This window comes from Methylobacterium nigriterrae (assembly GCF_037106235.1).
GTDB classification, from domain to species: domain Bacteria; phylum Pseudomonadota; class Alphaproteobacteria; order Rhizobiales; family Beijerinckiaceae; genus Methylobacterium; species Methylobacterium nigriterrae.
The window spans coordinates 62,649-74,708 of sequence record NZ_JBAWTG010000024.1; the positions used below are offsets into that span (position 1 = coordinate 62,649).

At 64.3% G+C, this 12,060-nt stretch carries 9 protein-coding genes; 7 read left to right on the forward strand and 2 right to left on the reverse strand.

From position 1 onward, the window contains the following. Window positions 1-133 precede the first annotated feature (133 nt). On the reverse strand, window positions 134-1,051 hold the full coding sequence (locus WDW90_RS14800) for a hypothetical protein (protein ID WP_336488162.1): 918 nt from the start codon (window positions 1,049-1,051) through the stop codon (window positions 134-136). 717 nt (window positions 1,052-1,768) lie between these two features. Here WDW90_RS14800 and WDW90_RS14805 point away from each other — a divergent pair. Then, a complete protein-coding gene (locus tag WDW90_RS14805) occupies window positions 1,769-2,692 on the forward strand; it encodes a DUF4214 domain-containing protein (RefSeq protein ID WP_336488163.1) in 924 nt (307 codons plus the stop codon). Window positions 2,693-3,223: 531 nt separating this feature from the next. Continuing rightward, complete coding sequence (locus tag WDW90_RS14810; protein ID WP_336488164.1) at window positions 3,224-4,099, forward strand: DUF4214 domain-containing protein; 876 nt, start codon at window positions 3,224-3,226, stop codon at window positions 4,097-4,099. A 174-nt stretch (window positions 4,100-4,273) separates the two neighbouring features. Here WDW90_RS14810 and WDW90_RS14815 read toward each other — a convergent pair whose 3' ends face one another. After that, a complete protein-coding gene (locus WDW90_RS14815; RefSeq protein ID WP_336488165.1) occupies window positions 4,274-5,341 on the reverse strand; it encodes a CAP domain-containing protein in 1,068 nt (355 codons plus the stop codon). 805 nt (window positions 5,342-6,146) lie between these two features. On the opposite strand from WDW90_RS14815, the gene WDW90_RS14820 reads away from it, so the two are divergent. The 5 genes from WDW90_RS14820 to WDW90_RS14840 all read left to right on the forward strand — a co-directional run. Further along, window positions 6,147-7,907: a type I secretion system permease/ATPase gene (locus WDW90_RS14820; RefSeq protein WP_336488166.1), complete on the forward strand. Its 1,761-nt coding sequence runs from the start codon at window positions 6,147-6,149 to the stop codon at window positions 7,905-7,907. Between the two features lie 4 nt (window positions 7,908-7,911). Further along, complete coding sequence (locus WDW90_RS14825) at window positions 7,912-9,696, forward strand: type I secretion system permease/ATPase (protein ID WP_336488167.1); 1,785 nt, start codon at window positions 7,912-7,914, stop codon at window positions 9,694-9,696. A 12-nt stretch (window positions 9,697-9,708) separates the two neighbouring features. Further along, a complete protein-coding gene (locus WDW90_RS14830; protein ID WP_336488168.1) occupies window positions 9,709-11,031 on the forward strand; it encodes an HlyD family type I secretion periplasmic adaptor subunit in 1,323 nt (440 codons plus the stop codon). A 102-nt stretch (window positions 11,032-11,133) separates the two neighbouring features. Continuing rightward, window positions 11,134-11,685: a dTDP-4-dehydrorhamnose 3,5-epimerase gene (gene rfbC / locus WDW90_RS14835; protein WP_336488169.1), complete on the forward strand. Its 552-nt coding sequence runs from the start codon at window positions 11,134-11,136 to the stop codon at window positions 11,683-11,685. A 126-nt stretch (window positions 11,686-11,811) separates the two neighbouring features. Next, window positions 11,812-12,060, forward strand: a 249-nt coding sequence (locus WDW90_RS14840; RefSeq protein ID WP_336488170.1) for an NAD-dependent epimerase/dehydratase family protein, incomplete at its 3' end; no start/stop codon positions are given.

Below are 12,060 nucleotides of genomic sequence, written 5' to 3' on the forward strand. Positions count from 1 at the left end.
CTATTTCCGGGCCGCCGCGCCGGTCTGGTCCGGTGCGGTCGTCTGGGCCGCGCCACCGGGTTGATCAGACCAGCGTATCGCCCGGTCGTGCCATGTCTGCCGTTTCCGAGAGCGCCGGCCGCGAGTCCCGCCATCAGCGCGCGGCGCGGAAGATCCGGGCGGGCTTGCGCGGCTCGGCCTTAGCGGGGCCCGCCCCGTTAAGACCGCGCGCGCCCGCGGGCTTCTGCGCCCGCGCGCCCATCTCCGAGAGTTGAAGGCGCAGGGCAACGAGATGTTCGCGGCCTGTCGGGCCCATCAGGTCCACCGGCGCCAGGGCCGGGCCGAAATACGTGCCGTCGCTGAAGGCGGCTTCGACGATGAGGGCGTAGGCATCGGCCGCGTCTCCGATCAGGTTGAGCGAGATGCCGTTGATCCCGCGGCCCTGTCCCCGGGTCCCGACAAATTCCCCGGCCACGACGTCGGGCATGCGCCCGAGGCCTCCGACTGCACACCCGTAGGCTACGTCAACGTCGCCGGGCCGGCGCGGCCATTGCAGCGAGAAGCCCTCGAGCCGCGCCGAACCGTTCGGGTCCCCGAGCCACTCGCCCGCGGAGACGAACACGTCGCCCTGGCGCTCGATATGTCCGGCGATCCGCAGCGGAATGAGGCGCTCCGAGGCGCTCGCGCTCTGCGGAACCGGGGCGGAGAGGGCCGGGAGCGGTGCGCTGGCGCGCGGCTGCGGAGCGGCCTGGTCGAGCCGGTTGAGCTCGAGCCTGACCGCGTCCGCGCGGCCGAGATTCTTCCCCTGCTCACCCAGGGTCGTGATCAGGATCGTCGCCTCGCTCTGGGCGCTGAGCACGCACAGATCACCCGGCTGACGCAGAACACCCCCGGCGGCGCCAGGGCTGAACAGCATCTCGACCTGGTCGGCCTCGTCCGGGTCCGGAGCCACGAGAACCCGCAGTGGGACGCCCGGGAGGGCCGTGGCCGCGTAGCGCAGCGTGAACATGCCGCGTCCGATCTGCATCGCGCGCACGGATGCCTGACCGCGACTCCTGTCGACGCCGTTCATGACCTCAGCCCCTCGCTGTGCCGTTCTACCGTTTGTTAACGACTTTTGCTGATAGGAGCCGTTGATCGCCTGTTTTGGTAGCGGCGGTCAAGGGCTGATTCGGCCGTATGAACTGATACGTTCCTCCGAGATTAGTCTCGATTGTGCGTCAGCATCGGAGCCTTGCCCGAGCGGGGCACATGGGAAGATGCAGCTATAGCGCTCCGGCCGATAGATCGCCGACAAATTAGAGAGCTGCCTTGTGCGGGTTGAAGCCCGCCCGTGCTTGCCGATTTTTTCGGCACAACTGAGTTGTCCGGCGTTCCTTCGCACCGATTGATTTCGCGCCGCTTCGCAAGGCAGCTCTGCTGCTTTTGAAGGCGGGTGCGAGCGCCTCAAAGCGCGGAACCGTACCGGAAAATGTCCTATGTTGCATTTTGGTACCAGACAAGGGGCGCTGCGCCGCGTATCTACTCCGCCCAGGCTTATCCACAGGGGTGGAATACCGAGGGCATTTTTGAATGTTCTCAGGGCTTTGGGGCGTCCCGGCTCGAAGCGCGCGAGTGGATATCCGGTGGGTACCAAGACGGGAGCGCATGCCGCTGCAACGGCTGCCGCCAAGCCCGCGACCCGCACTCGAGGACAGGCCAGGGTTTGCTCGTGCTGCTTATAGGTTAAGTTGCCTATGTCGGCTCTGCTGCCCCGGAGGCCGATCCATTCAGTTGGAGGGGGTAGCAATTGGCACATGACGCGTACACCGCGCCGGTCGGTAAGATCGAGCGTAATATCGAAAAGAACCCGCAGGCGGATGGCCTGAAGAACGCCCTTGAGAATGTTCTCTCAAAGACGCCCAAGGGTGGCAACGAGGGTCCTGGAAACAGCGACCACGCGTCTGGCCGGGGCAACAGCGACCACGCGCCTGGTCAGGGCAACAGCGATCACGCGAAGTCTGCGCCTGAGATCAGTCCCGCGCCGGCCCTGCAGACCGTGCCCGCGGCTGCGCAGGATCAGGCGCATCCGGCCTCGGGTGCCCATGGCGCGGCAACCGTGGCTGCGGCTGGGCAGGATCATGCGCTCCACACGTCCGGCGTCCTGTCCGACGGATCTTCGACGGTTTCCGGCGGCACGGGATCCGGCGTCCAAAGCTTCGGCGCGAAGAAGGCGGAGTTTGTGGCGAGTGTTGGGGCGGACCATGTGACGGTCTACAGCGCCCAGGCGGACACCTCGACGAGCGTCAGTCATCTCGAGCAGGTGACGGTGGGCGGGCACGCCGTGCTGATCGACGCCAGCAACGCTGATCACGCGGTGATCGCCCGGATGTACGATGCGGTGATGCAGAGCGATGCCAGCGTGAGCGGGCTTGAGCACTGGTCGGCCGCACATGATCAGGGCACCAGCTTGCAGGAGATCGCGCACGCCTTCCTGTCGAGCCCCGAGTTCCAGGCGAGCGCGGGCAAGCTGACGGACGGCGCCTTTGTCGATCAGATCTACCACAGCCTGTTCGGCCAGGAGGCGAGCCACTCGGAGTACGCGCAGCTGACGAATCAGCTGGCCAAGGGCCTGTCGCGCGAGGATCTGGTGGTCAGCCTGGCGAAGTCGCTGGAGGCACCGGCGCAGGCCGAGCAGGGCATCACGATCGTCGATCACACGCACGGCCACTGAGGCTGACGCGTGCTGGGGGGCGGAGGGCCGGGCCATGCGCCCGGCCTTCTCGCGTGTGGCTGAGTCTTAACAGAGCAGGCGAATCACCCTGCCACGGGTGGGTACCGGCGGACGTCTGGGAATCCGAATTTGTTTGGCTGAGGGTTCATCGCATGCCGGAGGTTTCGCTGACTTGGAGCACTCTCACCGCTGCCACGGATCTAAACGAAAGCTGAAATCTCCGGGCCTCGTCCGGAGCCGCCGTGACAGTTCTCTGTAAAGGTTTGCTCGCGCGCGCGGTCCATGGCCCGCTCAGAGCGTAGGGTTTGCGTTTCATTTTAAGCATGTTTTACAGAGAGTTGCGCGGGTGGTCTTTTGGATTCATTGTCTCTTAAAACTCTGCAGAGCATCGAAGTAAGGTTCGCTTAACCCGGCCCCGGTCTCTTCCGGTGTGTCACCCTGGGTCAAGCGGTTGCGCGGGCAGTCCCGCAGAACGACCGCACCCGGCCTGCGTGACGCAATCCGTAACGACAGAGCATCGAGGGGGCTTCGGTGGCCGGCGATCCTTACAGCGCACCCGTTAGTCAGATTCACCATAACATTGAGAAGAACCCGCAGGCGCGGGGGCTCGAGAACGCGCTCGAGCACATTCTCGGGAAATCACCGAAGGGCGCCGCTGCGGCGGATTCCAACAGCGGCACGCACGGGGTGTCCTCCGAGGGGCACGGCTTTGCCTCGACGCAGACGGTGCCCGCAGCGGCGCAAGACCACGGGCCGTTGTCGGGTTCGCATGGCAGCGCGATGGCGGCGACCGTGGCTGGGGCCGGACAGAGTCAGCTCCTCTACATGGCGCGCACGCTCTCCGATGGATCATCGACCGTCTCGGGCGGGAGCGGAGGGGATGTCCAGAGCTTCGGTGCGAAGAAGGCGGAGTTTGTGGCGAGTGTTGGGGCGGACCACGTCACGGTCTACAGCGCCCAGGCGGACACCTCGACGAGCGTCAGCCATCTCGAGCAGGTGACGGTGGGCGGGCACGCCGTGCTGATCGACGCCAGCAACGCTGATCATGCTGTGATCGCCCGGATGTACGATGCGGTGATGCAGAGCGATGCCAGCGTGAGCGGGCTTGAGCACTGGTCGGCCGCACATGATCAGGGCACCAGCTTGCAGGAGATCGCGCACGCCTTCCTGTCGAGCCCCGAGTTCCAGGCGAGCGCGGGCAAGCTGACGGACGGCGCCTTTGTCGATCAGATCTACCACAGCCTGTTTGGTCAGGAGGCGAGCCACTCGGAGTACGCGCAGCTGACGAATCAGCTGGCCAAGGGCCTGTCGCGCGAGGATCTGGTGGTCAGCCTGGCGAAGTCGCTGGAGGCACCGGCCGCGGCAGAGGATGCGATTCGGATCATCGATCACACGCACGGCCACTGAGGCTGAGGCGTGTAGGAGCTTAGGGAGGTCGGGGTCGCGCCCGACCTCCTTGCCGGCTCCGGCATGCGAAGCCACGCGCCAGGCCGATGCTGTTCGAGGACCCTTGGGACGCGGGTGCAGAGCCCCGCTTCGGCGTGATGGGCTGGCCCCCGGCTGTGCCGGGGGCGCGTGTCGTCAGATGATGAAGTCGCCGTGCCCGTGGTGGTGGGCGCCGAACGTCTGGAATGCGTCGGCATGGGCATTCACGTCGCTGGAGGGGTACCAGCCACAGCCATGCGCCCCCTGGTCTGCCGCATGGGTGTTGGTGTCGGTGTGCGTCCAGCCGGAGCCGTCGCTGTCATGGGAGACATCCCAAGCGTGATCACGGCCGCCGTGTGCCGTGTTGAACGCGAAACTATCGCCGTGGCCATGCCAGGCGGGGCTGTCGGTATCCGAGGAGGCCCTGTCCGTGGTCTGACCATCAGCGGACGGCGTTGCTGTCGGGGCCTCTGTGGTCGGAGCCTGGGGGACCGGATCGGTGGTCGGTGCCGTGACAACCGGGTCGTCGGCCGTGCTCGGCACCGTCGTAGCCGGGTCAGGAGCCTGAGCCGTATCAGCCGAGTCGTGAGCTGGAGTGGTGACAACGGGTTCGGCGGTCGTGGTCGGCGCCGGGACGACCGGGTCAGTGGCCTCCGGAGGGGTTACGGCCGCGTCGTGGGGCGTGGCCGGTGTCGTGACAACCGGGTCGGTGGTTGTAGGTGCCGCGACGACCGGATCGGGGACCGTCGGTGCAGGTGTCGTGACCGTGGTTCCGACATCGTTCGGCTCGGCCCGCTCGGTGGCATTCGGGGTGCCGAAATCCTCGGTGACGAAGGTCACCGTGTGGCCGTTGATGGTGCCTTCCTTCAGGCCGATCCCGATCTCCTCGAATGATCCCTTGATGATGTTCGCGTAATGGCCGGGCGAGTTCACGAGGTTGGTGTGCAACTGCTGCACGGTCGCCTCACTCAGCGGGCCACTCACGTAGGCGATGTTCTCGCCGTAGCTCTGCCAGCCGTAGCCCGCGTCCGTGATTCGGGCACCTGGGTCGGTGCCGTTCACGCCCGTGTGGGAGAAGGTGTCGGTCTGGTCCATCCACGCCGTGTGCGCGTCGGCGGCATCCAGCAACTCGCCGTCGAAGCTGAGCGGCTTGGCGCCGACGCCGGCCCGGGTCTGGTTGATGAGATCGAGAAAGGAGGTTTCGAGAGCGGTGGGTGTAGCCATGCGTGCAGCTTTTCCTTGAAAATCTTCTTAGGTTTGGGGTCTTAACTAAGATAATTATTTTTGTTAATCTCTGAAGAGCACAGCTACGCTTGGCGGGTCAATGTTCAACAATGTACGGTTGCTGCTAGCGAGACGGTATTATTCGGCCGTCGGTGCCGGAGAGATTCGGCAGAGATGAAGCGTCTCGCAGACGACGGGCTGGCTGCCCGACAACACTGGGGTCGTCGTCTCAATCCCGTGCCGCGCCCTTGCGGCCCCAGGACGAAGCAGTGCCGGAGCCACTTCGCTGGCAGCAGCCACGGCACTTATGACCCAGGCTGGGCGGGCATTGCTCTCGCGCAGAGCCTAAGCGGTAAACACGGGGGCCGGGCGGGTTATCAGCGCGTGGTGTGCTGCTTGCGCAACAGGAAGCTAGCGAAGAGGAGGCGCTGGCTTGGCACGCGCCGGGGCGTGGGGCAGGAAGAGTGGGCTTGGGCCGCGGATGCACCCAACACGGGGGTGGCGTTACGCTCAGCGCCTCCGGAGCACGGACGGGCGATCGTGATGAAGGCAGAGTGGCCTCCAGGTGCGCCCGCGTCCTTGAGAATGCCGCAAATCGGCAGTCTACCCTCGGGGCATCTCCTGTAATCGTGCGGAGCTGTGGCGCGGCGACACTCGTCGTCGCGGGGCACTGCGCGCGGGCAGCGATTTTGCTTGAGGGTCAGGCCGACGCCGCTTCTGCGTCATTGCGAGACAAGAACAGAAACACGGTATAGGCGCCGAGCCGGTACGTAGGGCAGGGCGGACCCGGCAGGGGGAACTAGGTTTGTCGCGGGGGCAATCAAGACGGCGGACGGAGCGGAGTGAGGGCACCCCGCTCGATCGCGGGATCCGGGCAATCCGGCCCGCCTTCGTGCATCTGTGCGCCTTCAGCCTGGTCCTGAATCTGCTGAGCTTCTCGACGATGCTCTACACTCTGCAGGTGTTTGACCGGGTTCTCTCGACGCGCAGCACGAATACGCTGCTGTCGCTTACGGCTCTGTTTCTTCTCGCGAGTGCGGCCGCGGCGCTTGTGAGTGCATTCCGGTCGTCGGCCCTAAGACGGATGGGTCTCACGCTGAACGACGAGGTTGCGCCCCAGCTCTACGATCTCGTCTATGCGGAGACCCTGGAGACACGGCGGCTCGACACGCTGCATGCCTTTCGGGATTTGGAGACGATCCGCGAGTTCTCGGCCGGGCAAGCCTTGGCGTTGATCCTCGATCTGCCCTGGATCCCCATTTACGTGATCGCTGGCTTTGTGATGCACGTATCGATTGGGCTGGCGCTTCTGGCTTCTGTTGCCGTGGTGCTGCTCCTCGCCTCATTAAACGAGACCCTCAATCGTTCAAACCTCGAACGGACAGCTCAGCTCTCGGGGCAAACCCAGCGCCTGTTGGAGGCGTCTGTGCGGGAGGCTGAAGCCTTGCACGCGATGGCCATGATCCGGGGCTTCCGAACACGGTGGCTCACCATTTACGAGCAGGGCTTGGCTTGGCAACTCGCAGCAGTGCACCTTTCAAAGGCGATCTCCCTTATCCTGAAGTTTTGGCAGTCCTTCACGTCGTTCGGACTCACCGCACTCGGCGCCTACTTAGCGATCCAGGGCCAAATCTCGAGCGGGGCGATGTTCGCTGTCATGTTTGTAGGCGGAGCGTGCGTCGGCGTAGTTCAGGCTGCTACAGGGCAGTGGCCTTCGTTTCTGAAGGCTCGTCAGGCGTATGGCCGGCTTCAGGAGTTGTTCCGGGCTGCTGAGAGCGAGGTGCGGCGCGTTGCACTGCCCCGGCCGGAGGGGCAGGTCGAGGTGAGCGGGCTTGGCGTGACCGCGCCTGGCAGCAACCGCTTCATCCTGAGCCAGGTCAGCTTTGAATTGCCAGCCGGCTCCTCCACCGCTGTGGTCGGGCCGAGTGGGGCGGGCAAGTCGACGCTCGTTCGGACGCTGGTCGGCATCTGGGCGCCTTCGCTTGGCAGCGTGCGGATCGACGGCTCCGAGCTGCAGCACTGGGATCCGGACGCGCTGGGTCAGCACCTCGGCTACCTGCCGCAGAGCGTGGAGCTTCTGTCCGGCACGATCGCCGAGAACATCGCGCGGTTCGGGCCGGTGAACGATGAGGCGGTGCTTGAGGCGGCGCAGCTGGCCGGTGTGCACGAGGTCATCCAGCAGCTGCCGCAGGGCTACAACACCGACGTGGGGGAGGGCGGCAGTGCCTTGTCAGGCGGTCAGCGCCAGCGGATTGGATTGGCGCGGGCGATCTACGGCAACCCCTCACTTGTGGTGTTGGACGAACCGAACTCGAACCTCGATGCAGTGGGTGAGGCGGCTCTCGCTCACGCGCTCGGGGCACTAAAGGAACGAGGCACGACCTGCGTGCTGATTACGCACAAGGCCAACATCCTGACGCTGGTGGACTACATCTTGGTGCTGAAGGACGGGACAGTGTCGACCTTTGGCACGCGCGAGACGGTGCTGACGCCGCAGGCTACCTCTCGCGGCAGCGCCCCTGCCACACCCCAGCAAATCCCCAGCCGCCACGCAGCCGTCGGATAGCAGTATGGAACTGAATCTCACGGTTCCGGCGCCCCTGCCGGCGAGCGACGCACAGGTGCGGCCCTCAGCAGTGCAGACGCCCCTCAAGCGCGCCCTAGTCAGGCAGCGTGCGGCATTTGCACATGCGGCGCTGATCAGTCTGTTTTTGAGTGTCTCGGTCCTGACGGGCAGCATCTTCGTCGAGCAGGTCAACGACCGCGTGATGCTGCACAAGCAGGTCGTGACGCTGGTAATCCTGTTCGTCGTGCTCGTTGTGCAATTGGCGATCGCTGGGTTGCTTCAGAAACTGCGCGACGCGGTTCTCGAGCGGGCCGGCCTTCAGATCGACGCTGCGTTGAGGCCGCTCCTGTTTGACAGGCGAGTCCGTGCTGCAGTTGGCCGCCGCATTCCGCAAGCGCAGACCGGACTCGCGGACCTCGATTCGATCCGCAGCTTCATCTCGGGGAGCGGCGTCGCGGGCGTCTATGATGCCCTCCCGATACCGATTTATCTCGCGGCCTGCTTTGCCATGCACCTTTGGCTCGGCACTTTCGCGACGCTGGGCCTGTGCACAGTGTTTCTGCTTGCCGTAGCACAGGCCGCATTGCGCACACGTTGGGCCGCGGAGCTGCAATCCGGAGGCGGCCGGGGAGCTGCTCTTGCTGACACGTTCAAGAACATTGAGGCGGTTCAAGCGCTCGGCATGCGAGAGGCGTTTCGCACTCGCTGGTTCTTCGCGCACCGGCATACGCTGAGAGCACAAGCCGCTGTTGAAGACCGGAGCGCCTTTTTATCATCCGTTACGCGCTTTCTGACGTCGACCCTCGCCGGCCTGTGTATGGCACTAGGTGCTTATCTCGCCATCCAAGGTGAGATCTCGCCCGGCAATGTGATCGGCGTGATGCTGATCGCGAACAAGTTGCTGCAGCCACTCGCGACCGTGACTGCGGAGTGGCCTTCGTTTCTGAAGGCTCGTCAGGCGTATGGCCGGCTTCAGGAGTTGTTCCGGGCTGCTGAGAGCGAGGTGCGGCGCGTTGCACTGCCCCGGCCGGAGGGGCAGGTCGAGGTGAGCGGGCTTGGCGTGACCGCGCCTGGCAGCAACCGCTTCATCCTGAGCCAGGTCAGCTTTGAATTGCCAGCCGGCTCCTCCACCGCTGTGGTCGGGCCGAGTGGGGCGGGCAAGTCGACGCTCGTTCGGACGCTGGTCGGCATCTGGGCGCCTTCGCTTGGCAGCGTGCGGATCGACGGCTCCGAGCTGCAGCACTGGGATCCGGACGCGCTGGGTCAGCACCTCGGCTACCTGCCGCAGAGCGTGGAGCTTCTGTCCGGCACGATCGCCGAGAACATCGCGCGGTTCGGGCCGGTGAACGATGAGGCGGTGCTTGAGGCGGCGCAGCTGGCCGGTGTGCACGAGGTCATCCAGCAGCTGCCGCAGGGCTACAACACCGACGTGGGGGAGGGCGGCAGTGCCTTGTCAGGCGGTCAGCGCCAGCGGATTGGATTGGCGCGGGCGATCTACGGCAACCCCTCACTTGTGGTGTTGGACGAACCGAACTCGAACCTCGATGCAGTGGGTGAGGCGGCTCTCGCTCACGCGCTCGGGGCACTAAAGGAACGAGGCACGACCTGCGTGCTGATTACGCACAAGGCCAACATCCTGACGCTGGTGGACTACATCTTGGTGCTGAAGGACGGGACAGTGTCGACCTTTGGCACGCGCGAGACGGTGCTGACGCCGCAGGCTACCTCTCGCGGCAGCGCCCCTGCCACACCCCAGCAAATCCCCAGCCGCCACGCAGCCGTCGGGTAAGAGGACAGGTTGATGACTACCGCTGTGGCCGTGCCAGCTCCCACAATTCAAGCCGATTGGCGCAAGCCCGTTCTCACCGCGTACCTCGTGATTTTACTAGCCTTCGGCGGGGGCGCAGGCTGGGCCAGCATCGCGAAGCTTGAGAGCGCAGCCATCGCACCAGGCGTGGTAATCGCACAATCAAACAAGAAGACAGTACAGCACTTGGAGGGTGGGATCGTGCGTGAGATCCTCGTTCGTGACGGGGACCGAGTGGAGGAGGGACAAGTTCTGCTCCGCCTCGACGAAACGCAGGCTCGGGCATCACTCGAAACAGTGCGAAGCCAGCAGGCTGTGGCGCGCATCCAGGAAGCCAGACTGATCGCCGAGCGGGATCAGACGGGGAAGATCGTCCTCCCAGACAACGTTACGTCCCGGGCGAACGAGCCTGCTATCGCGCGAGCTATCGAGGATCAGCGGAGCAACCTGCGTGAGCGCGCTACGTACCTTCGCTCTCAAATTGACGTGCTCAACGCAAAAATCTCGCAAACCGAGCAGGAAGTCCGCGCGCTGAATAATGACGCGGATTCAACAAAGCAGCAGCTGGTCACAATCGATCAGGAACTCGGCGGGCTACGGCAGTTGCTCGCCAAACAGCTGGTGCCGGTGTCACGTGTCGCGGCGCTTGAGCGCGAGCGGATCCGCCTGCAGGGCCTTCTGGACCGGGCGATCTCAGACGCCAAGAAGGGGGCCCAATCAATCGATGAGACCAAGCTGACGATCGTTCAGACGCAAAAACAGTTTCTACAGCAGGTGTCTTCCGACATCATTGACATCCGGAAAACCTTATCCGATCTCGTCGAGAAAGAGCATGTAGCGCAAGATGTGCTCAGCCGACTTGAGGTTCGGGCGCCACGTACCGGCGTCGTGCAGGCCCTCAAGGTGTTCACCATTGGTGCTGTCATCCGACCTGGCGATACCATCTTGGAGATAGCACCGACGGGCGACCAGTTGACGGTGAGTGTCCAGATTTCACCGAATGACGTCGATTCCGTTTCGGAGGGACTGCGCGCCGAGGTTCGGTTTCCAACTTATCACTCGCGGCGAGTCCCCATCATGTTGGGCCAGGTTCGCTCTGTTTCCTACGACAGGATTGCCGATATTCAGAATCCTCAAAACATCTACTTCCAAGGAGAAATATCCGTGGATGCTTCGACTGTTCCGCAGGAAATAAAAGACAAGCTCAAGCCCGGAATGCCAGCTGAGGCTATTATCACCACGGGAGAGCAAACTCCGCTGGACTATTTCCTTGGGCCTCTCTTCGACCGGATGAGTCACGGCTTGCGTGAAAAGTAGCACGAAAAATAATAAATTTTTGATCTTGTGAAGAGATTTGCCCCACGTGCTGAGCCGGGCGGCGCTTCGATCAGCAGCGGGAGCGTGACACGAGGACGAGTGATGCAGGTAGTTGAGACGGAGATCCCGGCGGTGAAGCGGGTCGTGCCGCGGCGCTTCGGCGACGAGCGCGGCTGGTTCTCCGAGACCTTCCGGGCCGACATTCTGGCGCAGGCCGGCATCGACAACGCCTTCGTGCAGGACAACCAATCCTTCTCCGCCCCGGCCGGCACCGTGCGCGGCCTGCATTTCCAGGTGGCGCCGATGGCCCAGGCCAAGCTCGTGCGCGTGCTGGCGGGCAGCATCCTGGACGTCGCGGTCGACCTGCGGCGCGGCTCGCCGACCTTCGGCCGGCACGTGGCCGTCCGCCTCGACGCGCAGGGCGGCGAGCAGCTCTTCGTGCCGCCCGGCTTCGCCCATGGCTTCTGCACGCTCGAGCCGGACACCATGGTGGCCTACAAGGTCGATGCCTATTACAGCCCCGAGCACGACCGCTCGCTGCTCTGGAACGACCCCGAGATCGGCATAGCCTGGCCCGTCGATGCGAATTCGGCCATCCTGTCTGGCAAGGACAAAATCGCGCCGCGGCTCGCCGAGTTGCCGTCAGCGTTCTGAGGCTATTCAGCCACACACATCTCTGAAGAGCTGGCCAGCTTTCATTTTCTTAACCAGCCACATTGTCGCCCCGTTAGGGTGCGTTGCGGTACGGACAACTGCCTTAGAGAGCAACGAGACCTAAAGATGCGTATTCTGGTGACCGGGGGCTGCGGCTTCATCGGCTCGGCCCTTGTCCTGCACCTCGTCGAGGCCCTCGGTCACGAGGTGCTGACGCTCGACGCGCTCACCTACGCGGCCAACCCGGCCTCGCTGGCCCCGCTCTCGGGCAACCCACGCCATCGCCTCGTCGAGGCCGACATCTGCGATCCGCGCGCCGTCGGCGCCGCTTTCGCGGAGTTCGCGCCGCAAGCCGTGATGCATCTGGCCGCCGAG